Origin of the sequence: Catenuloplanes atrovinosus, assembly GCF_031458235.1 — a bacterium.
GTDB lineage: Bacteria > Actinomycetota > Actinomycetes > Mycobacteriales > Micromonosporaceae > Catenuloplanes > Catenuloplanes atrovinosus.
The window spans coordinates 1,146,907-1,172,615 of sequence record NZ_JAVDYB010000001.1 but is presented as its reverse complement, the minus strand read 5'-3'; the positions used below and the strand labels follow the sequence as shown (position 1 = coordinate 1,172,615).

Annotated in this window: 10 protein-coding genes; 4 read left to right on the top strand and 6 right to left on the bottom strand. The window is 77.6% G+C overall.

Features of this window, described 5'->3' with window-relative positions; all coding sequences use genetic code 11:
- Window positions 1-98: 98 nt before the first annotated feature.
- Window positions 99-1,028 carry a hypothetical protein gene (locus J2S41_RS05095; protein WP_310363653.1) on the top strand — a complete coding sequence of 310 codons (930 nt, stop codon included), beginning with the start codon at window positions 99-101 and terminating at the stop codon, window positions 1,026-1,028.
- Here J2S41_RS05095 and J2S41_RS05090 read toward each other — a convergent pair.
- Entirely contained in the window at window positions 1,004-2,734 is a 1,731-nt protein-coding gene (locus J2S41_RS05090; protein ID WP_310363650.1) for a hypothetical protein, read from the bottom strand. The genes J2S41_RS05095 and J2S41_RS05090 overlap by 25 nt on opposite strands.
- Window positions 2,735-2,887: 153 nt before the next feature.
- Here J2S41_RS05090 and J2S41_RS05085 point away from each other — a divergent pair, with 153 nt between their 5' ends.
- Window positions 2,888-4,288, top strand: a complete 1,401-nt coding sequence (locus J2S41_RS05085) for a S8 family serine peptidase (protein ID WP_310363647.1) — start codon at window positions 2,888-2,890, stop codon at window positions 4,286-4,288.
- 11 nt (window positions 4,289-4,299) lie between these two features.
- Here the strand turns inward: J2S41_RS05085 and J2S41_RS05080 are convergent, their stop codons facing one another.
- Entirely contained in the window at window positions 4,300-6,501 is a 2,202-nt protein-coding gene (locus tag J2S41_RS05080; protein ID WP_310363645.1) for a hypothetical protein, read from the bottom strand.
- Between the two features lie 301 nt (window positions 6,502-6,802).
- Between J2S41_RS05080 and J2S41_RS05075 the strand changes: the two genes are divergently transcribed.
- The gene (locus J2S41_RS05075) at window positions 6,803-7,144 is read left to right on the top strand and encodes a YbaB/EbfC family nucleoid-associated protein (protein ID WP_310363643.1); all 342 of its coding nucleotides are present in this window, start codon (window positions 6,803-6,805) and stop codon (window positions 7,142-7,144) included.
- Window positions 7,145-7,187: 43 nt separating this feature from the next.
- Here J2S41_RS05075 and J2S41_RS05070 read toward each other — a convergent pair whose 3' ends face one another.
- On the bottom strand, window positions 7,188-22,778 hold the full coding sequence (locus tag J2S41_RS05070) for a hypothetical protein (RefSeq protein WP_310363640.1): 15,591 nt from the start codon (window positions 22,776-22,778) through the stop codon (window positions 7,188-7,190).
- Between the two features lie 191 nt (window positions 22,779-22,969).
- Between J2S41_RS05070 and J2S41_RS05065 the strand changes: the two genes are divergently transcribed.
- Window positions 22,970-23,599 carry a hypothetical protein gene (locus J2S41_RS05065; RefSeq protein ID WP_310363638.1) on the top strand — a complete coding sequence of 210 codons (630 nt, stop codon included), beginning with the start codon at window positions 22,970-22,972 and terminating at the stop codon, window positions 23,597-23,599.
- A 46-nt stretch (window positions 23,600-23,645) separates the two neighbouring features.
- Here the strand turns inward: J2S41_RS05065 and J2S41_RS05060 are convergent, their stop codons facing one another.
- From J2S41_RS05060 to J2S41_RS05050, 3 genes are read right to left on the bottom strand one after another with little or no spacing between them, the layout of a single operon-like run.
- On the bottom strand, window positions 23,646-25,022 hold the full coding sequence (locus J2S41_RS05060) for an EsaB/YukD family protein (protein ID WP_310363636.1): 1,377 nt from the start codon (window positions 25,020-25,022) through the stop codon (window positions 23,646-23,648).
- Window positions 25,023-25,334 (bottom strand): WXG100 family type VII secretion target, encoded by a 312-nt coding sequence (locus tag J2S41_RS05055; RefSeq protein WP_310363634.1) that lies wholly within the window; start codon window positions 25,332-25,334, stop codon window positions 25,023-25,025.
- A 26-nt stretch (window positions 25,335-25,360) separates the two neighbouring features.
- Entirely contained in the window at window positions 25,361-25,681 is a 321-nt protein-coding gene (locus J2S41_RS05050) for a WXG100 family type VII secretion target (protein ID WP_310363631.1), read from the bottom strand.
- Window positions 25,682-25,709 lie beyond the last annotated feature (28 nt).

The window sequence follows — 25,709 nt, the reverse complement described above, 5'->3', positions numbered from 1 at the left end:
GGTCGCGGACGAATTCAGATCGTCTCCGGCTTCGCACCGCGGCCGTGGCGATGAGAGGCTGTCCCGACCACGCGCGGGGCGACGATCAGGGTGAGGGCATGCACGCGACGCGACCGGCCACGCACCGGCATCCGGCCGGGCTCGTCGACGTCCGGCTCACGCCGCACCCGGACGGCGGCCTGGTCACGCCGGACGCGCCAGGCGAGCCGCTGACCGGGCGCCGGCTGGCGGAGCTGGTCCGCCGGGGCGGCGAGCCCTCGGACGACGCGCGCATGCTGATCGACGACGGCGCCGCGTTCGCGCCGCTGTTCCGCGAGGTGGCCGGGCTGCTCGGGCGCGACGTGCTGTGCGTGCCGGAGGGCGCGGTGCTGGGCGGCGATCCGGCCGTGATCGCAAGGGACCGGGTCACCGGCGTGCCGGTGGAGTGGACGGTGATCCAGCCGCCGGACCTGGCCACGCCGCTGCCCGGCTGGTTCGCGGTGGACGGCGGCGTGGTGCGGCCGCGCACCGGGCTGGTGGCGCTGCCGCTGCCGGGCGGGTTCGCGCTGGCCACCCGCGCCGACTTCGTCACCCGGCGCGCGGCCGCGCACCGGCTGCGCCCCGGGCATCCCGGCCTGGCCACGGTCGCGGTCACCGTGCGGGACGGCGACTTCGTGGCCGGCGACTACGACGGTACGTGCGCGGCGTACCCGGGCCGGGGCCTGGCGGCCGTGCTCGGCGACCTGCCGCTCTACGGCGGCGACCTGCGGCTCTGGCTGACCTGGCCGACTCCGGAGCCGGAACGCGCCCGGCTGCGGGCGAACCTGGCCGCGCTGGCGGACGCCACCGGCGCGACCGTGTGGGCGCCGCCGCCCGGTGGCGGTGCCGAGCTGCTCGCGGACCGGTCCGGGCTGTGCGCGATCGGCGAGTACGGGGAGCCGGAGCCGTGGTGGCCGTACCACCCGGCGGGCGCGCGCGGCGGCTCCGGGTTCCGGTCCGGGCCGGACGGGCGGCTGACGCCGGATCAGGCCGCGCCGCCGCCGAGCTGAATCGACCAGCGCGCGGCCGGCACGTCCCCCACCAGCACGGGTACGGCGCGCCCGCCGGTCGCCACGGCCATCCGCCGGGCGTGCGCCGGCATCCGCTCGCAGATCACCACGTGCGGCGCGGACGGCGCGGCGCCGCGTGGGGGCAGCGGCGGGAACTCGTCGATCCGCCGCACGCCGGCCGGCGGCTCGGCGCCGAGCGTGTCGCCGACCACGGCCACGTCCACCCCGGACTCGTGCAGCGTGCGGGCGAACGCGGCGGCCTGGCGGCGGCGGTCGTCCTCCGGGCCGACGATCGTCACCACGTCGGGGGTCCGCGCCAGGTCCACGTGCAGCCGCCATCCGCCCCGGCGGCCGAGCACCAGCGGCACGGCCGCGGGCGGCGGTGTCTCACCGTCGGCCAGCCACGCGTAGGCGGGCGCGGCGGGGGCGCGGGTGGCGCCGAGCAGGCGTACCCGGACGGGTCCGGTGCCGGCGTCCAGGGTCTCCCGCACCTCGGGGGCACGGTCGGCGGGGGCGGGCAGCGGGGGCTTGTCGCCCACGGGGGCGGCCGGCACGTCCGGGCCGGATGCCGGCTTCGGGCCGGGAGCCGGCCCCGGGCCGAATGCCGCTCCCTGCCCGGGTGCCGGCTCGGTGTCGGGTGCCGTTTCGTGGCTGGATGCCGGCCCAGGGCCGGATGCCAACCCAGGGCCGGATGCCGACTCGGGGCCGGGTGCATTGGAGGCGTCCGGGTCGGCGGCCCGGCGGTCGGCGGGCGGGAGGCCGGCGACGAGCCCGCCGGTGCCGAGCCGGATCGGGCCGTCCGCCGGTACGTCGAGCGGGACGGGTGCCAGGCTCGCCGCGTCCGCGTCCGCGGCGTGGGTCCGTTGCGGTGCCGCGGGCTCGCCCGCCTGCGCGACCGGCGGTTCGCGGCGTTCGCCGGCGCGGAGGCGGCCCTCGATCGCGGCGGCGCGGATCTCCGCCTCCGCGGCACGCCGTTCCGCCTCGGCGGCGCGACTTTCGGCCGCCGCGACGCGGCTGTCCACCGCCTCGGCGGGGGATGCGGTCGCCGCGGAGGAGGCCTCGCCGATCGGCCCGGCGACGGTCCGCTCCGCCACCGGCTCCGCGAACGTGGGCCCGGAGAACGTCCGCTGCGTGACCGTTCCGCCGCTGGGCAGCGTCGCGGTGGTCTCGCCGCCGGCGGACCGGCGCCGTGTCACCCCGGGGGCGCCCGCGGGGGCCGGACGGCGGCCGGCGCGGACGGCCAGCATGGTCAGGGCCAGCGCGCCGGCCACGACCAGCCCGGTGCCGACACCGAACAGCGTGGGGTTCCCCCGGCCGCCGTCGTGGGCCGGCTCCGGGCCGGCCACCGCGTTCACCGGCGGGTCCGCCGCCGTGGAGACCGACGGGAGCGGCCCGGTACGCACGCTCGGCCCCGCCGCGTCCGCCGGGAGCACCAGGATCCAGCCGGGGCGCACGTCCGTCGGGTCGACCAGCGCGCCGCCGTCCGGCTGCGGCCGTCCCCGGTTCAGCTCCACGATCTCCGGATAGCGATTGCCGTCACCGAGCGTCTTCAGCGCGATTGCGAACAGGTATTCGCGCTGACCGCCGACGGGCTCGCCGACCACGTAGTACTTCCCGGTGCCGGCCGGCTCGGCCGAGGCCGGGACGGGCGCGCCGAGCAGTGCGCCGGCGATCACGGCGAGCATCAGCATCAACCGGCGGGACACCGCGCGGCCCTCCCTCGCGAGGTCGTGGACGTGGTGTGCCCGGCCACGCGCCCGCGGTGCGGGCGGTGTCGCCGGGTGGGGTACCGATGGCCTACGGTGGCCGGGAGCGTTCCCGTGGACACCGTAGCGCGAAGATCCGATTTGGAGACCGGCATGACCCCGCGTGTGGCCGGCCACCGCACCCGACGCCTCCCCCTCCGCTGGCTGGCACCGTTCCTGCTGCTGGTGGCCGCGCCACTGCTCCCGGCACGGGCGCTGGCCGCGGAGCCGGCGGAGTTCTGGAAGTACTACGTCGTGACCACCGGGGCGGACGGGCGGCCGGAGCGGCTGCGGGACATCTCCGCCCGCCTGCTCGGCGACGGCGCGCGCTACTCCGAGCTGGTCGCGCTCAACGGCGGTCGCCGGCAGCCGGACGGCGGTGTGCTGAGCGACCCGGAGCAGTTGCGGGCCGGCTGGATCCTGGCCCTGCCCTGGGACGCGGCCGGCGGCGACGTCCGGTACGGCGTGCTCCCCGGCGTGGGTCCCGTGCCGAGCGCGTCCCCCGCGCCGTCCCCGTCCGCCGGGGCCTGCCCGGAGCGCGCGCCCGACCGCCTCGCGCCGGATGGGCTGCCCTGGGCGCAGCTGCGTTTCGACCTGGACGGCGCCTGGGACCGCGGCCGGGGCACCGGCGTCGCGGTCGCGATCGTCGACGGCGGCGTGGACGCGTCCGTCCCGGCGCTGGCCGGGCGCGTGCGGCCCGGCGTGGGCGAGAGCCCCGCCACCGTGGACTGCACCGGCCACGGCACCGCGATGGCCGGCATCGCGGCCGCGCGCGCCAAGGGCGGCGGGCGGTTCAGCGGCATGGCACCGGAGGCCGAGATCGTGCCGGTCCGGGTGCGGACCGGCGAGGGCGGGCGCGCCGCCGCGCGCGACGCCGCGGACGCGGTCGCGCTCGCCGTCGACGCCGGCGCGTCCGTGGTGGCGCTGACCATCCCCACCGACACCGCCGCGCCCGAGGTCGCGGCCGCGATCGACGCCGCGGTCACGCAGGACGTGGCCGTGGTCGTGCCGGCCTCCGCGGCCGGCCCCGGCCCCGGGGACCGTCCCGGCCTGCTGCGCGTCGGCGGCGTGGGCGCGGACGGCGCGCCCTCGGAGCCGCGGCAGGGCGGCGGCGTCGACGTGCTCGCCCCCGGCATCGGCGTGACCACCATCGGCACCGCCGGCCGGCCGCCGTTGCAGGGCACCGGCTCCGACTTCGCGGCGCCGTTCGCGGCCGGGCTGCTGGCGCTGGTCCGCGCCGCCGCGCCGGAGCTGTCCGCCGTCGACGCCACCCAGATCGTGGAGGCGACCGCGGACCGCGACGGCGGCTCCCCGGACCCGGCCACCGGCTGGGGGTTCATCGACCCGGTCGCCGCGGTCACGGCCGCGGTCGCCGCCCGGCCGGACACCACCGGCGAGCAGGCCACCGGCACCGGCGGTGCCGGGCAGGTCGCGCTGCTGGTGGCCGGGCTCGGCACCTTCGTGGCCGCCTGGCAGGTGCCGCTCTGGCTGGTCCGCCGCCGCCGGGTCCGGTGACATCGCGGCGGTCAGCCGTGCAGGTGCAGGGTCCAGCGCGCGGACGCGGCCGGGCCCAGGATCACGGGCACGATCCGGCCGGCGGTCGCGGCGGCGAGCCGCCGGATGCCGGTCGTGGCCGCGGCGTCCTCCGCGGAGCAGAACACCACCTGCGGTGCGGGCGGCTCCGCGCCGGGTGCGGGCGGTTCCGGCACGCGGTCGAGGCGCAGGCCGGGCACGATCCGGTCGCCGAGCGCGCCGCCGATCACGGAGACGCCGTGCCCGGTCTCGTGCAGCCGCCGGGCGTAGCCGGCCGCCTGCCGCCGCACCGCCGCCAGCGGGCCGGTGATCGCCACGCAGTCCGGGGTACGGCCGAGGTCCGCGTGCAGCAGCCAGCCGTCCCGCCGGCCCAGCACCAGCGGCACGATGCCGCCCATCGGGAGGTCGTCCTCGGCCAGCCAGGCGTACGCGGGCGCGCTCCGCACCGCGCCGAGACCGCTCAGCCGCACCACGACCGTGCCCTCCTCGGCCCGTACCGCCTCGTTCAGCTCCGGTTCGTCGTCGCCGGGGCCGGGCAGCGGCGGCTTGGGACCGGCCGGGCCACGGCCGCCGGGTGAGGGGCGGCGGGGCGCGCCGGTCCCGGCCGAGGTGGCCGTGATCGGCTCGTCCGGCAGCGGTACGTCCACGGTGGAGCGTCCACGGGCGGGCGCGCCCGCGGTGGCGAGCACGCGGCTCTTCCACGGCGTGACCGCGGGCTCGGCGAACGCCGCCACCGCCTCCTCCGGCACCCGCGCGGCGAACGTCTCCCCGGGCTCGTCCGCCGCGAACGCGCTCGCCCCCGCCGGCACCTCCGCCGCGACCGGCGCGAACGTCTCCGTCCGCGGCGCGAACCGGCTCGCCGTCGGCTCGGCGCCGGGCGCCGCGAACGTCTCCGTCGGCGCCTCCTCGGTACGCGAGGCGCCCGAGCCCGCCACCCCGGCCGCGCTCACGGCCGGCGTCGTGACTGCCGCACTCGTCGCCGGCGAGGCCGCGGCAGCCGGGGTCGTCACAGCGGCCGGCGACGTCGCGGCCGAGGTCGTCACAGCGCCCGAGGTCGTCCCGGCCGAACCGGACGCGACCGGACCGGACGCGACCGAACCGGACGGGGCTGAGGATCGTGCGGCCGAACCGGACGTGGCCGGAGACGGTGCGGCTGAACTGATCTCGGCCGAGTCCGTCGCGGCCGAGTCCGTCGCGGCCGAGTCCGTCGCGGCCGAGTCCGTCGCGGCCGACCTCTCCGGATCGTGGAGCGCGTCCCCGGCGCCGCCGTCGTCGCGCGTGGCGTCGTCGGCCCGCGAGGCCCCCGCCGCACCGCCATCCGATGTGGACAATGCCACCGGCGTCTCCGGTGCGGAGGACGCGGCCGTCACCCGTACCCCCGGATCGGGGTCGGTCTGGTCCTCGCCGCGCTTCGCGGGCGCGCCGGGCGGGACGAAACCGCCCGACGGCCCGATCCGGACGGTCGCGGTCTCCCCCGCCGGCGGCCCCCAGGTCTCCCGCTGGTCCGGTGTCGCCGGACGGGTCCCCTCCTCCGCCGGCGGGGACGACCGCCCCCACCCCGCCGAGGACGCGGCGGAGACCGCCAGGTCCAGCCCGGCGTCCTCCTCGTCGTCCTCGTCCGCCTCCGCGAGCGCCGTGCCCGGCGGCGCCGGGGGCGGCGGCGGATCGCCGGGACCGGGCAGCGGCCGACCGCCCGGCCGGGACGCGGCCAGCGCGGCGGCCCGCGCGCCGCTGTGCAGGATGTTCACCACCGCGAAGACCAGCAGCAGCATGAACACGAACGCGAAGCCCCACAGGATGCCCGCGCTGCCGGTGGACTCCGGCCGCGGCGGTGCGGCGGCCGGGCGGGTCGCCACCGGACGCGGCGCGATCGCGGGCAGCGGGCCGTCCTGCACGCCCTCGCCGCCCGCGTCGGCCGGCAGCACCAGCACCCAGCCGGGCCGGACCGCGCCGCCGGAGTCGAGCGCGCCGCCGTCCGGCTGGGTGCGGCCGAGGTTCAGCTCCGCGATCTCGGGATAGCGGTTGCCGTCGCCGAGCGTCTTCAGCGCGATCGCGTAGAGGTATTCGGGCCGGCCGTTCACGGGCTCGCCGACCACGTAGTACTTGCCGGTGGCGGGTGGTTCCGCGTGGGCCGGCGCGCCGGCCAGCGCCAGCAGCGCACCGATCAGCGCGGTGAGCGCGAGCCGAGCCTTCATGGTCTACCTCCGGGCGGACCCGCCCGGCACCGTGCCCGGTCCGCGACGGTCCGGCGGCGGTGCCGGTTCGTGCCGCTCCCGCGAGCGGGAGCGGCTCCGGGGCCGTCGCGCCGGGGTGTCGCGGGACCGGGGTGACGGTCCGGGCGGGGGTCTCGTGGGCAGGCCCAGTCAAGCAGGGGCGGTCCGGAACCGTCACCGCCCTCGTTCGGGTGTCCCCGCCGGGGACGCGGTCGAACCGGGGCCGGGCCGGGCTCGTAGAACGCGCGAACCGTCAGTCCCGCCACGACAGGGAGTCGCAGTCATGCAATCGTTCGACCTGGAGCAGTTCGCCGCCCGGACCCGGGCCATGGCGGAGCAGATGGCGCAGATGCAGTCCCGCCTGGCGTCCATGACGATGACCGGCGAGGCCGGCGACGGCCTGGTCACGGTCGCGCTCGGCGCGAACGGCCGCGTCTCGGAGGTCTCCATCGACCCGAGCCTGCTCGACCCGTCCCGGCGCGGCCTGCTGGAGGGGCTGGTGGCGGAGGCGTTCACCCGGGCCAGCGGCTCGCTCCAGCGGGTGGCCGAGGAGCATCTGCGGCCGATGACCGACCAGATCGGGGCGGTGACCGGCATCCGGCCGGAGACGCTCGACCGGCCCTGAGCGGGGCCGGCGCGCCGGGTGGGAGCGCCCGGCGCGCCGGCGGTCACGGCATGCACGTCATCACCAGCTCGGAGATCCTGGCCAGCTGCGCCACCCGGTCCGGCATGCCGGCCGCCATGTCGCGGAGCCGGCGCGCCCAGTGCGCGCGGTCCGTGCCGTCGGCCAGGTACATCCGGTTCGCGGTGATCAGCTGTTCGGCCGCGGGCGGCACGCCGTCGGTCTCGGCCAGCGTGAGGCGCAGCGCCTCCAGCACGGCCGCGTTGGCGCCGTGCGTGACGTCGTCGTTGGCGCCGTTGGCCAGCCCGACCAGCGTGGCGATCGAATCCGGCCGCGGGTCCCGGACCACCTCGTCGGCGAGCAGCGTGGTCCGGGTGGCCGCGTCCGTCGCGGTCAGGTAGTCGAACGCGGTGCCGGCGCGGCCCCGCGCGGCCAGCTCCAGGACGGCCCGGTGGGTGCCGACCGCATCGACCGCGGCCTCGGTGCCGCCGGCCACCGGGCGCGGCAGCTCCCGCACCGCACCGTGGCCGTGCCGGACGTCGCGGGCCGGGCGCCGCAGCAGGATGCGCTCGACCGCGTGCCGGTTGTCCGGTGTGGACAGCGTGTCGCCGAGGTCGCGGAAGAGGTCCCGCTTCTCCGTCCAGGTGCCGGCGGACAGCCACCGGTGCAGTTCCTCGGAGAGCACGTCGCCGTACCCGTCCAGGCCCGGCGCCCGCGCGGCCAGGGTGAGCGCGCCGGCCGCGTCCGGCGCGTCCCGCGGGCCGGCCGGCAGCCGCACCTCCCAGGCCCGGTCGAGCCGGAGCCCGCCGGGTGACCGCTCGGTACGCCGGACGACCGGCACCTGGTAGAGCGTGATCAGGTCGCGGTACGCGTCCGGGCCGACACCGTCGCCGAGCGCGACGACCGGGCGCGTGCCGAGCTCGTAGTAGGCCTCGAGCACGCCGCCGAGCCGGTCCCGCACCGTGTCGGGGGCGAGGTCACCGCCGACCACGACGACCGGCCCGTCGACGCCCGCGGACCGGCGCCCGTCCCGGAGCTGCCGCAGGAAGTGGTGGCCGGCGTCGCCGATCCGGATGATGCCGTCGTCGTCCGCGCCCAGGCCGCGGGGCAGGCGCGGCACCCGGTTCGCCGCGTCGTGCGGCGCGGGTTCGTCCGTGAACAGGCCGTCCGCCATCCGCAGCAGGTCACGCTCGGCCTCGGCCAGCGCGTCGCGGCCGGCCACGCCGTCCAGCGCGCGCCGGGCCGCGGCGTGCGCCACCTCCCGGGCGTACGCCCGGAGCGCGGGCTCGGAGAGCGTCACCGGGCCGCCGTGGGTGCGCGCGTACTCGGTCAGCCACTCGTGCGCGAAGACCGGCGCGGTGGCCAGCACGGTGCGGCGTACCGCGGCGGCGCGGTTCATCTCCGCGGCGAAGTCCTGCGCCGCGCGCGGCGCGTCCGCGACCATCCGACGCCACAGCGCGGCGCGGGCCGGCAGGCCGTCCACCAGCGCGATCAGCCGCCGGTTCGCGTCGCCGACCGCGGTGGCCCGGCCGGACTCGGTGTACCGCAGCCGGTTCAGCTGCTCGGTGGCCGTGGTCAGTTCCGCGTGCAGCAGTTCCCGCGCGTCGGCGCGGACGCGTTCGCGGATCTCGTCCGGCAGGTCCAGGCCGCGCACGAGCGCGGAGGCGCGGTGCTCCGCGCGCCGGACGGCCGCGTGAATGGAGTCCAGTGCCTGTTCGGCCGGGGCGAACGGCTGGGGCGGACGTGTCGGGGCGGCCGTGCCGGAGCGCTTCTCGGGCCGGGCGACCGGTTCCGCCGGTGGGCGGGGCGGTGCCTGGACCGTCGTGCCCGGGTTCGCGGGGGCCGGGGGCCGGAGCAGGTCGCGGAGTGTGTTCTCCCACTGCTGCCGGGCCGCGTCCCAGAGCGGTGCGTCCAGGCTCTCGGCGCGCTCGGCCACGTACCCCCAGAGCTGCTCGTAGGCCTGCTCGGCGCGGCGGGCGAAGTCCGCCCGCGCGCTCTCCGGCGGCGCGCCGGGCCGGCCCCGCCGCGACTCCTCGTCGAAGACCGCGTCCCAGTCGGGCCGGTTCTCCTGGACCCGGGCGCGCAGCTCGGCGCGGCGGCGCAGTTCCCGGCCGAGCGCCTCGCGCCGCGCCTCCCACCGGTCGTGCCGCTCCGGGTCCGGTTCGGCCGCGGCGTCGCCGGTGGCCGGGCCGTGCGGCCGGGTGAGGCGGGTGACGAACGCGTCGTCCCGGTGCCGTTCCGCGTCCAGGTCCCGGGCGAGCCGCTCCTCCGGCAGGCCCCGGGCCCGGTAGTGCTCGCGCGCCGCGTCCTCGCGGAACCGCAGCGCGAGCCGGTCCAGGATCGGGCCGGGCTCGATGCCGGCGCGCAGCGTGAGGTCGTGGAACCGGTCGGCGGCCTCCTCCAGGGCGCCGCGGAGCGCGTCCGCCTCCGCGAGCGCCGTCTGCGCCGCGTGCTCGGCGTCGCGCAGCGCCCGCTGCCAGGCGCGCTGCCCGGCCGGGTCCAGCGGGTGCGGCGCGTCGAGCAGCGCCTCGGCCGCGTACCGGCCCGGCGGCAGCGCGCCCCAGGTCACCTGGAACGCCTCGGCCAGGCCGTGCAGGACCCGACGGCGGATCTCCGCCACGGTGAGCGGGTGCGGCGGCCGGCTCTCCTCCGCGCGGTCCCGCCGCAGCGCCCGGTCGACCGCGGCGCCGGCGTCGGCGGTCAGCCGGGCCAGGTCCGCGCCGTCCAGCCCGGCGGGCAGCGGCGGCACGGTCTCCGTCGCCGCGGCGGGCGGGGCGATCCGGCGCGCGGGCATCGGCGGTACGTCCGGCTCCTCCCCCCGCTCCAGGGCGGCGAGCACGCCGTCGATCCGGGCCCCGGTGGCGGCCTCCACATCGGCCAGGCCGGCCGTGGTGCCGTCGTCCAGCGCACCGGCGAGCCGGTCCGCGGCCGTGACCAGGTGCTGGGCCCGGATCGCCTCGCGCTCGTCCTCGGTCAGGATCTCCCGCTGCCGGTCCAGCATCGCGTCCACCCGGTGCACCGACTCCATCACCGTGGTCAGCACGGTCGTGTACGTCCGGGTCAGCTCGATCCTGCGGTGCTCCGCCGCCTCCGGCCCGCTCAGCGCCGCGGTCCCGCGCATGGCGTCGAACCGGCGCAGCTGCCGGTCGAGGTCCCGCCGCGCGGCGGCGTCGTCGCCCGGGTGCCGCACCGGCGCGGTCAGGTCGGAGCGCTCGCCGGAGTCCCGGGCCGCGGCCAGGTCCCGGGCGTACGCGTCCAGCGCCGCGCTCAGCCGTGCCGCCGAGCCGGACTCGACCGCCTCGTGGACCGCCGCCCGGTGCGCGGTGAACGCCGCGGCGGACATGCCCGCCGCGCGCGCCTCCTCGCGCCGCACCGCCTCCACCTGCTCGCGCAGTCGCTGGTCCCGTCGCCCGGCCGCGGCCGCGTCCAGCAGCTCGGTCACGGCGCGGGCGAACGCGTCCCGGTCCCCGGCGCGGACCGCCCGCTCCGCGCCGATCAGGAAGGTGTCCACCGTCGACTCGGTGACCGGGTGCGCGCTCGCGGCCCGGCGCTGGTCGCGCAGGAACTCCTCCTCGTGCGGTGCCAGCGGGGTGAGCGCGGTCCCGGTGAGCGGCGCGGCCCGGTATCCGGCGCGGTCCAGCTCGTGGTGCCAGGCGCGGACCCGCGCGGGGTCGCCGGTCGCCCGCGCGGTCTCCAGCCCGCCCTCGAACCGCGCGATCCGCTGCCGGCTCGCGGGCGGCACGTCCTCGCGCACCGGGCGGTAGTCGTAGGAGGCGGTGAACGAGCGGGCGTCGGGCCGTTCCACGGCGCGCGGCGCGGGCGCCTCGGCGGGGCGCTGCTGGAGCGGCATCGTCTCCGAGCCGGCGGCCTGCCCGCGCGGTGGCGTGCCGGGCGCGCCGCCGTCACCGGGACCACCGTGGCCGCCGTCCCCGTGACCGTCGCCGGGTGGCGGGGGTGGCGGGGTGTCGTCGCCGGAGCCGCCCATGAGCGCGCGCAGGTCGCTCAGGTCGGCCGACGGGGCGCCGGGCACGGTCTCCGGCCCGCGGTCACCGCCGCGCAGCCGGTCCAGCCGGCCCTGCAGCGCCGCGTGCTCCGCCGCGGACGACGGCTGCCGCCGCGACCGGACGACGTGGGCCGCGCCGTCGCCGTCCCCGCCGCGCGGCCCGGAGCGGCCGCCCGGCGCCCCGGTGGGCGCGTCCGGCATCGCGGCCGTGCCGAGTCGGGGCGCCGCCAGGCCCTCGAGCCGGCGGAGCAGCTCCGGATCGGCCTCCGTCGCGGGCGCCGGGCTCGCCGGGCGCTCCGGCGGGGCGGCCGGCACCTCCTCGCCGATCCGCCGCAGCCACGCCTCGCGCAGCGCAGCGCCGCGCGCCGGGTCGTCCCCGGGCAGGCCCATGAGTTCCCGGTGGTACGCGAGCGCGTCGTCCTCGGCGACGCCGGCCGCGCGGGCCTGCTCCAGCGCGCGCTCGCGGGCGTTCGCGGCGTACACCGCGTCCCACACGTCAGTGTCGTACCGGTGGACCGCGCGGGCGAACCCCTCCGCGTCACCGGCCCGGATCACCCGGTCCACCTCGGCGAGATGTGCGTCGATGGTGTCCGTGGCCAGGCCGCGCTCGCGTCCGCGCGCGCCGGCGGCGTCGGAGTACATCCGGACGAACTCGTCGTCCGAGATCGGCGCCACCGGGAACGAGGGCTCGTCGCGTGGCGCCCCGGTGGCCGGCTCGATGCCGCGGCGGGCGAGCTTGTCCCAGTACGCGTCGATCGCGCGCTGGTCCCGGCCGTGGGAGAGCGTGCGCCACTCGTGGTCGAGCGCGGCGGCCTCCTCCCGGGTGGGCGGTGCCGCACCGTCCCGGATGGCGCGGTACCCGTACCGCTCGGTGCGCCCGGTGCCGGGGTCCAGCCAGTCGCTCGCCCGGCCGTCGTCGCCGCGCAGCGCGTCCACCCGGGCCCGCAACTCGGCCGGCTCCGGGTCGACGACCGGCGGGGTGTCCGGCTCCTCGCCCGGGTGCGCGGTGCCGGTCGGATCGTCCCGGCGCAGGTTCGCCAGCCGCAGCGTCAGGTCCGCGTCGTCGGGCACGCGGGGGAACCGGGACTCCGCGGCGTCGCCGGCCGTCCGACCGCGGGACGCGACGAACTCGTCGATCGACCGGTTGACGGCGTCGTTCGTACCGGCCCGGCCGAGGTTCGCCGCGCGGATGTCCCGGAAGCCGCGGTAGAGCGCATCCAGGCTGGTGCCGAAGCCGTCCCGGACGGTGACCGTGAACTCGGGCGCGGCGCCGGCCGCGACCGGGTCGATCCCGGCCTCGTGCAACCGCCGGATCAGGCCGCCGACCGCCTCCGGCATGCCGTCCGGGCCGGTGGTGCCGACCGTGCGCGGCACGCCGCCGGCGTCGCGGGTGACCGAGAGCCGCCAGCCGTTGCCGAGGTCGTAGCCGCCGTCCGGGTGCGGGGTCAGTCCGAAGTGCTCCGCGGTGTGCCCGGCGCGCGCGGACGGCGTGACGCGCACGGTCTCCGCGAACGCCAGCGGCACCCGGTCGCCGCGCGGGCCGAACCCGATCAGGCGCGGCGAGTCGCCGGCCGTGCCGGGCCCGCCGCCGGGGAACTCGACCACGACGTCGTGCGCGTCGGCCAGCCGCGCCCCGAACGTGGCCGGGACGACGTCGGTGACCTGGCCGATGTCCAGCACGACGGCCCGGCGGGCGGCGGTCGGCAGGTCGCCCAGGTACCAGTCCAGCATGTCCCGGACGGTCGCCTCGTCGCCGCCGGCCACCACCCGGACCGTCCGTTCGTCGCCGGCGAACCCGATCGCGAACGGCTGCCCGCCGTCCGGCGGCGCGCTGCGCCGGGCGATGACGGCCCGCACCTCGGACGCGGTCCACGGCGCGCCCTCGGCCAGGTGTTCCGCCGCGGCGGGGCGTACCCGTGCGGCGAGGTCGTCGACGGTACGGCCCGGGAGCGGGCGGCTCAGCAGCGCGCTCTCGCCGCCGTACACCGCGTCGAACCGGCCGAACCACTCGCGTCCGAAGCCGGCGGCGAGCGTGCGGTTGACGGCGACGTGCGGGCTGTCGCCGAGCAGGCCGGCGTACCGTCGCGCGGCGCCCTGGAGGCCGGCGTCCAGGCGTTCCTCGTAGCGGATCCGGGCCGGGACCTCCGCGCGGATCTGGTCGGCCTCGGCCGAGAGGCGCTCGACGGCCCGGTCCACCGACTCCGGCGAGTACCGGGACGCGCCCAGTTCGCCGCGCAGCTCCGCGTCGACCTCGCGCATCCGGTCCCGGATCTCCAGCACCATCCGCTCCACGCCGGCCCGGGGCAGCGTGCTGCCGGAGCCGCGCAGCGTGTCGATCAGCTCGTCGACCGCGCGCCCGGTGTGGAGGTCGCGGGTGTGCTCGTAGGCGTGCCGCTGCCGCGCGCCCGCGCCGCCGTGCACGTCACGGAACGTGCTCAGGTGCTCCGCCGCCACCTGCCCGGCCACCAGGTCGAGGTCACGCTCGATGGCGGCCCGCGCGTGGCCGGTGCCGAGCGAGTCGCGGTGCCGCACCCAGGTGTCGATCACGTGCGCGCGCGTCCGCTCGACCAGCTGCGGCGCCTGCCGCTCCACCTCGTCACGCAGCCGGTGCATCGGCGGCGCGTCGTCGGACGCCGACGCGTTCCACCGGTCGAACTGGCCGCCGACGTGCTCCTTGACCCGGCCGACCGCGGTGTCCGCGTCGAGGCCGGCGTTCATCACGTACTCCCGCAGGCGCCGGTGCAGCGCGGCGTCGGCCGCGTCCCACCGGGCCAGGTCGCCCGCGTCGAACCGGTCCGGGCCGGCGTGCGGGCGCGGCCGGGAGGCGATCAGCGAGTCCGCGGTCACCTGCACGTCCCGCGCGAACGCCTGCACGCCGACCGCGATGTCGTGGTCGGCGATACCCATCGTCCGGGCGGCCTCCACGTGCCGGGCGACCACGTCGTGGTGGCGGCCGATCTGGTGCCGGTGGAACGCGTCGAGCCGCAGCTGAGCGCGCAGCCGCTGGTAGCCGGCCTCCCAGTCCGCCTCCGCGCGGCGCCAGGCCGGCGATCCCTCCGGCGCGCCGTCGCGCAGCACCGGCTCCCAGACGCGCTCGAACAGCGCGTCGCCGTCCGCCACGAACCGGCTGCGCCAGGCCGCGCGCTCCCCGGCCGGGAGCGTGTGCAGCGAACCGAACCGCGGGTCCGCGCCGGCGAACGCGGCGCCGGTCTCCCGGAGCTGGTCGTCGAAGCCCTCGGCCAGGTCCGGGCGGCGGGTCTCGATCCCGGCGGCGTGCCGCACCCGCCGTGCGTACGCGCCGGACAGCTCCCGCTCCAGGCGCTGGAACAGCGCGTCCTGCTCCGGCGTGGCCCGCGGCGGCTCCGGCAGCTCCCGGGGCTCCGGCGTGCCGCCGGCGCGCTCGCCGCCGCCGGCCGTGTCCACGTCCGGGCGGGCGTTCCACCGCGGTACGCCGCCGAAGTCCTCCGGCACCAGGTGCGCGTCGTCCCGGCCGAGCGGCGCGGTGCCGGTGGGCACCGGGTCGTGCACCGTCTCCTCGGTGAACGGCGCGTCCCAGGCCCGCCCGGCGGCCTGCTCGCGCAGCTCGTCCAGGCGGGTGCCGAACCCGTTCTCGTGCGCGGCCTCGTGGCCGAGCCAGGTCCGGGTCTCCCGCTCGCCGATGCCGTACATCTCCCGGTGCGCGGTCACGTAGTCGCTGCGGAACCGGTCGGCGAGCGCGTCGTAGGTGGCGTCCGGGAGCCGGTGCCGGCCGGGCCCGCCCATCACCGCGTCGAACTCCGTGGCCGCCTGGCCGGTGAGCCCGCCGAACAGGTGCTCCTGCTCGATCCGGGCGGGCAGCGTCTCGGCCAGCCGGTCCAGCCGCGCGTTCCACCGCGGTGTCGGCGACGGGTCGTCGCCGGAGCGTCCGAGCAGGTCGCCGGCGTCGTGCCGGCGGGCGAACTCGCCGGGCCGGCCGGCCCACAGCTCGTCCCGAAGCTGCCGCAGCGAGCCGTGGAACGTCTCGCGGACGCGGGAGAGCTGGTCCGGTGTGAGCCGCGCCAGCGACTCGGCCGGCGCCGGCCGGCGGGTGAGCCGCGCGACGCCGTCGGCCAGCGTGGACGGTGCGGTCGCGGTCGCGAACGCGTGGTCGGCGACCTGTGCCAGGGAGAGGTCGTCGGCCAGCCGGCCGCGGGCCGGCCCCATCCGGCTCAGGAACGCGTCCCGCGGCGTGATCAGCCCGCCGGCCGGCGCGCCCTCGTGGTGCAGGCGGGCCTCCCGGAAGAAGGACGCGCCGGCCCGGTCGACGTGCTCGGCCGGGAGCGTGCGCCGGCCCGGGCCGCGCGTGCCCGCGTAGGTCGCGGCCACGTCCCGGAACATGGCCTCGGCGTCCCGGCGCGCCCGCGCGTCCGGGATGCGCTGGAGCTCGCGCCAGGACGACTCGCCGGCGGGCCAGTCACGCGGCATCGGCTCGTCCGCGGGCGGCGTGGGCGTCCTGCCCTGCCGTTCCAGCGTGCGGTGGTGGTCCGCGACCGCGGTGAACCGCTCGCGCAGGATCGCGGCGTTGGCGTCGATCATCGCGCGGACCTCGGCCGGGTCGGCGACGCTCTCGCCACGACGGCCCCACGCGTACTCCCGGATGGTCTGCATGCCGGGGTCGAAGTCGGCCGAGCGGATCGCCCGCCGGTCCCGCTCGCTGAGGTACGCGACCAGCTCCGGGTTGTCCCGCTCCCAGGTCCGGACCGCACGGCGGAACGCGGCGTCGCCGTCGTAGCCGCGCAGCACCAGGTCCTGTTCCAGCCGGGCCCGCTGGAGGCCGTGCTCGCGCAGCTCCGGCAGCGTCCGCTGCCACACCTGCTCGCGCTGGTACGCGCTCAGCGCCATCGGTTCGCCGCGGCTCGGCGGCACCGGCTCCGGGTCCGGCAGCGGCGCCCGGGGCGTGGCCGGGCCGTGGCCGAACCGGGCGCGCAGCGAGTCGGCCAGTGCGGCGAGGCGCTCCCGGCCGCTGATGATGGTGTGCGGCCGGCCGGTGTCCGGGCCGGACGGCGCGGCCGCCGGGTGCTCCGCGCGCGGCGTGATCGGGCCGTGACCGGCGCCGATCCGGTCCACGCGGGCCTGGTGCATCCACTCGGCCAGGTCGGCGCGGGCCCGGTCCAGCCGCTGCTGCCAGGCCCGGTGCCGGTCGCCGGAGAGCTCGGGCGCGCGGTTCACGCCGCCCGGCTCGCGGCCCCAGACGTTCCAGAAGTCCCGGGTGAGCCGTTGGGTGAGCCGCTCGTGGAGCCGGTCCAGTTCGGCCGGGCGGAGCGTCAGGTCCCCGGCGTCGCGCGCGGGCCCGAAGTGCTCGGTCTGCGCGGCCTGCTGGTCGCTGAACACCTTCCGGACCGCGGCGTCCAGCTCCATCCGGTGCGCGGCCGCGACCGCGTCCCGGCGCAGCCGGTCCAGGACGGTACGGTGCACGTCCACCGCCCGCGCGCCCTCACCGCCGGTCAGCCAGGCCCGGTCGTGCAGGTACGCGGCGCGGTTGGCGATCCGCCGCGACTGCCCGTCGGTGAACCGGGCGGAGACGTGCTCGCCGGTGCGTACCCGCGCGGAGACCTGCGTGTCGAAGAACTCGCCGAACGCGCGCTCCAGCCCGCCGAGGTGCCCGGCGCCGGCGATCCGCTCCTCCAGGCCGGCCCGCCACTCGCCCACCACGGCGCGCGCGTCGGAGCCGTCGTGGCGGAGCATCCGGTCCCGGAAGTCGTTGAACTCCTCGCCGCGGATGCGGGCCACCCGGGCCGCCTCCGCCGTGTTCCCGTGCGGCCGGGGCAGTCGCTCGTCCAGCGCCGGCAGCACCGACGTGCGGTAGGCCTCCTCGATCGCGGCCTCCCGCCGCACCCGCCGCGCGAAGCCGTCCCGGAGCGTGGCCATCCGCTCGTCCAGCGCCCGGCCGGGGCCGCCCGCCTCGGTGAACGCGGCCCGCGTCTCGTCCAGGTGGCCGGCGATCGCACGGTCGCGCGCACCGGCCGGTACCGGTGTGTCCATCCGGGTCACGGTCGTGCGGGCCCAGGTGCGTTCGCCGCGCGCGTACGCGTCCCGCCGGATGCCGAGCTCCACCTCGCGCCGTGCGGCCCGGACGTGGCCGTCCAGCCGCTCGGTCAGCTCGCCGGCCCGGATCGCGGTGCCGCCGCCGGTGGCCGAGTCGCGCCAGGCGCGCAGCTCGGCGACGATCGCGTCCGCCAGTCTCCGGCGGACCGGATCGACGGTCCGCGAATCCACCGGGTGGTGCGGGTCGAGGTCCGCGTGCGCGGCCCGCACCATGCCGTCGATGTCGGCGGAGGTCCGCACGGCGCGGGTGATCGCGTCGCGCCGGTCGCCGAGGCCGTCGCGCCACCGGGCCGCGGCCGTGCCGGCACCGTCGGGCCCGGCGTCGAGCACCCGGGCCCGCAGGTCGGCGACCAGCTCGGCGCGGATCGCGGCGTCGTACGGCGCCAGGTCCCGATCGGTTGCCACCCACCCGCCGACCGTCTCGTCCAGGTGCGCGCGTTCGATCGCGAGCCGGTCCTCGAACCGCCGTTCCGCGTGCAGCCGCTCGGCGAAGCCGCGTTCCAGTTCCTGGATCCGGTCGCGCAGCGCGGGCGGCTCGACCGCGCCGTGCCGCAGCTCGGTGGTGGCGGCGGCGCGTACGTCCCGGACGAACTCGTCGCGGGCGCGGGCGTACCCCTCCGGCGACGGCGTGCGGTCCGGGTCGGACGCGTGCCGCTCGGCGAACCGCCGGTCGGCCCAGTGGCCCGCGTCGTCGGCCAGCCGGTCGACCACGGTCTCCGGCTCCGGCGCGGCACCGCGCCGTGGCGTGGGCGCGGGTTCCGGTGCGGCGCGCCCGGACGGCGGCGCGGACAGCTCCTCCAGGAACCGCGCGCGGGCCTGCCGGAGCCGGGCGGCGCGGGCGTCGGTGACCGTGCCGGGTACGTCGTCGCCGGTGAACACGGCCGACGGCCGGGCGGCGTCGTGCACCCGGCCGCGGAAGCGCTCCAGCGCCTGGTCCAGCAGTGTCCGCCGCTCCGGCGTGACCGGGCCGCCGTCCGGCCGCAGTCGCGCGTCCACCCGGTCGGCGACCCGGGCGTGCTCGGCCTCGAAGAGGCGTTCCCGCTCCAGCCGGCCGCGGTAGTCGTCGAGGTGCCGCCGTACGCCGGCCCGGTCGCCCGTGACGCGCGCCCCCCGCACGTCGGCGAGCAGGTCGGCGCGGGCCCGGGCGTACCCGGCCTCGCTCAGCGGGTTGCCGCCGGCGGTGCCCTGGCGGAAGTCCCGCTCGACGGCGGCGGCGTGGGTCCGTACCGCGGAGAGGTCGTGCTCCAGGCGAGCCGCGCCGGTCAGCCAGGCCCGCGCCTCGTCCGCGCGCGAGGCCAGCCGGTCCTGGATGATCCGCGGGTCGGTGTCGCGGTCGGTGCCGCGCCAAGCCGCCACGTCGTCGCCGGTCGCGCGCTCGTAGCGGGCCCGGAGCGTCTCGACCGCCTCGTCCGTGAGGTGGTGCGGCTGCCCGGTCTCGGTCTGCCGGCTCCGCCAGCCGGTCAGCACGTCGTCGAAGCGCGCGTACGTGACGGCGCGCATCGCCCGGTCCAGCCGGGTGGGCAGCTCGGCGGTCCACTGGTCCCGGATCGCGGCCACCCGGTCCGGCGTGGGGTGCGGCCCCGCGTTCGCGACCCGAGTGCGCAGGTCCCGCTCCAGGTCGGCGCGGAACGCGCGCTCCCACGGCCGGTCGATGCCGCCGCGCCGGTCGATCACGGCGTCGAGCTCCTGCCGGCCGCGGGCGAACTCCTCCTCGGCCAGGCGCCGGGTGCGCAGCCGCTCGATCATCTCCTCGCGGACGGCCGGTACCGGGTCGGTCGCGTCCCGCCGCGCGATCAGCCGGTCCAGCACCCGGTCCCGGAACTCGCGAAGCAGTGACGCCTTCGTCGGCGGCTCCCACGGCGCCGGTACGTCCGGCCGTCCGGCCGCCGCCAGCGCGTCCAGTTCGTCCGCGATCGGCGTGAACTCGCGCTGGATCACCGGATCGTGCGCGGCCCGGACCTCCTCCGCGATCCGGTCCCGGTAGTACCGTTCCAGCCGCTCGCGGCCCTGCGGCGTGGTCGGGTCGTGGTCCCAGTGCTCGTCCGGCGTGGCTCGCGGCGTGCCGTCGGCGTCGTAGCGACGGCCGACCGCGTGGGACGAGGCCTCGATCCGCAGTTCGTTCGCCACGCGCCGGTAGGCCTCCGGCGCCAGCAGGCCCGGGTGGCGCTCCGCGTGCTCGCGGCCGAGGCCGGCCGAGATCTCGTTCGCCTGGCGCCGCGCCATCAGCCGGTACGTCTCCTGCCCGAACACCTCCGGCAGCCGCTCCCCCTGCGTCGTGAGGAAGTCGACCCCGTCCTGCACCCGGATTCGCATCCCGTCCGCGAAATGCCGGCGCAGCGTGAGCTGGCTGTCGTAGAAGAACTCGAACCGGTGGCTCTCCAGCGCGTCCGCCAGTTCGCGCCGGGTGAAGGACGGCGCGTCCGGTCCGGAGTGCCGCGCGAACCAGTCGTCCACGAACTCGCGGACCCGCGCGTTGAACACCGCGTCCGCCTCCTGACGGGCCCACAGCCGGTCCGCCAGCACGTCCCGGTTTCCGGCGATCTCGTTCCGGGTGCCGGCCTGCCGGGACACCGCGGCGGGCGCCCCGGCCGGGTCGGCACCGGTGAGCCGGGTGGCGTCCAGGGTGAAGTCCCGCAGCAGGCCCTCGCCCTGCCGGCGGATGACGGCGACCGCGTCCCCGACCGTCCCGAGCCGGCCTTCGGCGACGAGTTTCCGCAGCTCCGGCCGGCCGAACTCGGAGAAGTCGAGGCGGCGCCTCTGCAGCTCCGCCGAGAGTTCGGCCCGGGTGAAGGGCGGTGCGTCGGGGCCGGTGTGCGCCGCGAACCAGTCGTCGACGAAGCCCCGCACCCGCGAGTTGAACTCGGCGTCCGCGCGCTGCCCTGCCTCCAGCCGCGTCTTCAGGTCGTTCCAGTCCTTGACGGTCGCGTCGAGGTCCTCGGCCCGCCATGCCGTGATCGCCGCGGCCTCGTCGTCCGCGTCGGATCCGGGACGCCGGCCGGCCGTCGGCGTGTCGTCCCCGTCCCGCCACATCGCCTCGTAGGCGCTCGGGCGCGACGACGCGCTGATCACCGGTGTTCCCGGGTCGGTCGGCGGCTCCATCCGCGACGTGAAGGCCTCGTGCAGCGCCGTGCCCCGCTCCTGGACGTAGGCGACGCCGTCCTTCACCCGGACCGGGCCGGCGCCGGTGAACAGGTCCTTCAGCCCGCGGTCCGTGTCGGTGTAGAAGTCGTGCCGGAGGTCGTCCAGGTCCTCCCGCCGCACGGTGGGCGCGTCCGCGCCGTTCTCCCGGGCCCGCTGGCCGGCCAGGTACTCGGTCACCCGCCGGTCGAACTCCCGGTCCGCCACGCCGCGGTCCCGCAGCCGCTGCCGGAGGTCGTCGAGGTCGCGGACGATCGCGTCGTCCCCGGCCCGCGACGGCGACGGCGCGCTCGCCGGATCGTCGCCGCCGCGCGACAGCGGGACCGGCGCGCGCAGCGACTCGGCCGACGGGAGACGGCGCGGCGTCATCGGTGCGCTCTCCACGATCTCCGTGGCGGTCGGGGGGCGGCGGGAGACGGGTGGCTCGGGCGTCGTCGTGCCGGCTGCCGGCGGGTCGGCCGGGTCGGCGCGGCGGACGGCCGGCGCGGGCGACTCCGGTGACGTGCTCGACGCGAACGACTCGGCCGAGCGGGCGCGGCGGACGATCGGCTCGGGCACCTGGCCGTCGCCGCCGGCCGGCCGCCGGGCCGGTGGCAGCGACGAGACCGACGACGCGTCGGACGGCGTCCGGCCGCGCGGGCCCTCCGGCGCCGTGCTCGGGCCGTCGTGCACCGGCATCGCCTGCGGCGTGCCGGGCCGGCCGAGCGGCGGCTCCGGCACGGCGGACCGGCCGCCGCCGGACGGCGTCTGCGGCAGGCTGGACGGCTTCGTCAGGTCCGCCACCGTCCGGGACGACTCGCTGACCACCGGGCGCTGCGGCTCCCCGGCCGGCGGCGTGGGCGTGCCCGGCCGGCCGGCCGCACCGTGCGGCACCGGCTCGGCCGGCGGGGTGGGCGTGCCCGGCCGGCCGGCCGTACCGTGCGGCACCGGCTCGGGCGGCGGCGTGGGCGTGCCCGGCCGGCCGGCCGTGCCGTGCGGCACCGGCTCGGCCCGGGCCGTGGGCCGCCCGGACGCGATCACGTCGTGGGGCTGCTGCGGCGCCGGTGTGGCCGGCCGGCCGCCCGCGAGCGGCTGCGGATCGCCCGGCGGCGGCGACATCCGCCCGTTCCCGTGGGTGACCGGGTCGCCGGGCAGCGGCGCGTGCGTGGGCGAGTGCGGCGTCTGCGGGGTCAGACCGTGCGGCGCCGGCGGCGTGACCCCGCCCGGCCGTCCGTCCGGTGTGGACGGCCGCCCGGCCGGTGGCAGCACGGTGTTGTCGAGGTGCGCGACCGGCGGCGTCCCGGCCCGCGAGCCGCCGTGGGTGATCGGCGGGTCGCCCAGCCGGTGCGGCTCCGGCGACGGCGTGCGGCCGAGCGGCGGCGTGCCCGCGTGCGTGGCGCTCGTACCGTGCGGGACGGGCGCCACGGCCTGGTGCTCGCCGCCGCGCGGGGTGGGCGGCGGCACGTGCGCCCCGCCGGCCGTGGTGCCGGCGGGCGGCAGCGCGCCGATCTCGCCGACCTGGTGGTTGACGCCGGTCGAGGAGGCCAGCACCGGCAGGTCGCCGTCGACGCCCGGCGGCCGGCTGGACACCTCGTCCAGGTGCGGCATGGACCTCGGTGGTGGCACCGTGCCGTCGGCCGTGGCGAACGCGGCGGGCGGCGGAAGGTGCCCGTCGCCGACCGGCATCGGCGTCGGGGTGGCCGCGTCGACCCGGGGGATGGTGACCGGGCCCGGGTTGCTGTGGTTGAGCCGCGACGGGTCGTGCACGGACCGGGTCTGGACAGCGCCGTTCTTGCCCCACGAGTAGATCTGGATGCCGCCGAACATGATGGCGGTGGCGCCACCGACCAGCGCGTTCGTCACCTCGTTCCACACGTCAGGCTGCCAGGGCACGCCGAAGCCGGCGTGCACGCCGCCCTGGATGCCGAAGCTGATGCCGACCGCCCAGAACACGCCGTTGACGAACGCGCCGATGTTCTCCGCTGCCGCGGCCGTGACCATCGGCAGCCGGCTCAGGATGGTGGCGACCAGGTCCCCGACCACGTTGAGCGCGCGGCCGACCACGGAAAGGATCGCGCCGAGCCGGCCCAGGTTGCCGATCATCGCGAAGAACGGCGTCAGGAACAGGAAGAACGTGCCGACGATGGTCAGGATCAGGAAGATTCGTTCGATCAGCTCCTGCGCGCGGCGGGCCTGGATCGCCTTGCGGACCTCCTCGGCCATCTCCCGCAGCGAGGTGGCCATCTGGGTGCAGGCGTCCCTGATCTCGGTGACCCGCGTCTTGATCGCCTCGGCGACCCGGTCGGACTGCACGGCCGTGTCGCCGTTCCACTGCGCGTTGATCAGCTGGTCCAGCGCGCCGGACAGCTCGCCGATCTCGATGGCGAACTTGTCCCACTCACCGGCGAGCGCGTCGATGTTGGCCGGATCCGGGTGCAGGGCTCCGTCCGCCACGTGCGTACCTCCCAGGATCGCGGCAGGGTCGCCGCCGACGGCGGGCGAGCACCCCGACGCTAGGCGCGGCCGGTCCGCACGCGACAGCCCCACGTTCGCCGCGGCTCCGGTCATCGGAAAAGGGACGTTGCCCGGTGGGGACCGGCGCCGGACAGTCAGGGTGGAACTATCCGCCGTGAGAGGAGTGCGGGATGCCGGAGGAGTTACAAGATCCGACTCCGGACGTCACACCACCGGTGCTGGAGTTCGACGGCACCTGGGGGGACGGGCCGGACCCGGACGATCCACAGTGGCTGTCCGGGCCGGAGATCACCATCCGGACGCCGGAGGAGACGTCCGGCGACGCCGAGGCGCCCACCGCCACGGTCGACGTGAACCCGTTCGAGGTGAACACCGGCGACATCGTGGACCGCGTGGTCGGCGCGCTGGAGGTGGTCGGTGACACCGTGACCAAGTACAACGACCTGCGGACCTACATCGGGCAGCGGGAGAGCTGGATCTTCGCGGTCTCCAGCGAGGCGGACGTGGGCGGCGACGGCAATCCGTACAACGGCGGCATCCACGAGGAGTCGACGACGTCCACCCCGGGCGGCGGCCAGTGGAACTGGGAGACGCACACGGTCGACGACTACTACGGCGCCAGCCCGCAGCAGGTCACCCAGCTCAACACGTACCAGCACCAGTTGCTCACCGCGTCCGCGGACCTGATCACGCTGGTCGGGCAGTACATCATGGCGGTCGACGCGGCCGCGCAGGCCTACGCCAACATCGACTACGCGTCGCAGTTCCCGGACCCGCCGCAGATCACCGAGATCTTCTGACCGGGCACGAGAGAACGCCGGGCCGCTCGCGCGGACCCGGCGTTCCTCAGTGGATGATGCCGGCGCCGATCGCGGCCAGCTCGCCGTAGACGCCGTAGACGCCCATGGCCAGCGGCGCGACCGCCAGGTTGCACAGCATGCCGACCACCTCGGCGACCGAGCGGCGCCCGGCCGCCGCCGCACCGGCCAGCGACACGTCCGTGGTCGACTCCGTGATCGGGAGCTGGACCAGCGAGATCAGCACGCCGATGGCGAGCACCACGAATCCGCACAGCACCAGCGTGACCGCGGTGGCGCCGGTGCCGCCGAAGCGGTGCGCGACCGCGCCGATCGCGGCGAACACGCCGGCCAGCCCGCTCACGCCGAACGCGATCGTCTCGCCGCGGAACCCGGCCTGCCTGGTACGGACCAGCAGCGCCGTGCCGGAGACCGCGGCCAGCACGATCGCCCACCAGTTGCCGGAGAGCGCCAGCACCGGCTGCGCCACGGTCAGCGCCAGCACCGGCCCGGCGATCACGAACGTCAGCACCCGGCGCGCGCGGACCAGCAGCCCGGTGACCGCCTGGGCCATCGGCGCGCTGGACTTCGGCGGCCGGGAGGCCCACGCGGTGATGCTGGCGGCGATCCACTTCGAGCCGCCGAGCAGCGCGACGGCGGCCACCACCACGGCCGCGGCCGCCTCCGCGGCGGTCACCCGCAGCGGCAGGAAGAGCGGGATGAGCAGGCCCGCGACCAGCAGTTGCAACTCCACCGCGAACAGGATGAGCTCGGGCGTGGTGGCCAGCGCCATCACCATGCCGAGGTTCGCGCCGGCGATCACGCCGACCCACCAGAGCCCGGCGCTGAGCTCCGCGAACAGCAGCCCGCCGGCCGCGGCCATGCACGCGGCCGAGGCCATCGACATGGCCAGGCAGAGCCCCGGCGGTACGGCCGAGCGCCGCTGTTGCAGCCCCCAGGACGTGCCCAGCAGCACCAGCGCCGCGAGCGTCATGGCGATCGCGGCGGTGAGCCCGCCGTGCGCGCGCAGCAGCACGTACCCGGTCGCGGCCAGCCAGGCCAGCGACAGCGCGATCACGATCAGGCCGCGCGGCGGCTCGGCCGCGCGGTAGCTCTCGGTCTGGTCCGCGACCAGCTCCTCGATGTCCTCGATCGCGGGCTCGCCGCCGGGGTCGCCGGCCACGTCGATCAGGTAGAGCACCGCGCCGTCGGCCACGCCCGCGTCCACGAGCGAGTCCTCCAGCGCCAGCGGTGCCCCGCCGGCCGGGGTCAGCGACCAGGCCGGCGGGAACACGTCGTGACCGTCCTGCCCGCACAGGTCGGCGAGCCGGCCCGCGTACTCGCCCACCGGCGTGGTCGCGGGCAGCGCGACGTCGACGCGCTTGCGCGCGCCGACGACCGTCACGAGGCTGCGCTGGTCGGCCATCTAGCGCTTCCAGGTGTTCTCGTTGGCCAGCTCGGCCTCGGAGTAGTTCTGGTAGTTCACGTTCAGCGCGTGCGCGATCATGCCGAGCACGCCCTCCGGGCCGAACAGCCCGTCGGCCGCGACGTTCCACGCGAGGCGCTGGTCCTCGAAGTAGGTGGCGCTGCTGCCGACCCAGGTGGCGGCCAGCGGCGCGAGCTGGTTCTCCAGCCGGGTGAGGTCCCCGATGATCTCGGCGGACGCGCCGTTGATGAAGGTGCCGGCCCCCTCCAGGTCGGTGGGGACGCGGATGTGGGTCTCGAAGATGTCGGGCATGTCCGGAACTCCTGTCGGCCGGGGCGTTACAGGTAGACGCCGGGGATCTCGTTGTTGACCGCGACGAGGTTGTTCGAGGCGAACTCCTCGACGCTGACGTAGTTGTTGAAGTTGCCGCGGAGCCCGTAGCTGATGTTGACCAGCGCGTTGTTCAGCATCAGCGCGAACGCGTCGAAGTCGATCATCAGCTGGTCGAAGTTCTGCGCCGCGACGCCCTGCCACTGGTCGCGCAGGCCGGCCACGTACCCCTTGATCGCGGCCAGTTCCTGCTTGATGTCCTCCGCGGTGGTCCAGCAGTCGGTGGCCGCCTGCTGGACGTCCTCCGGTGTTACGTCGTAGCCCTCCACGAGCCCTCCTCGCTGCGATGCCGGATTC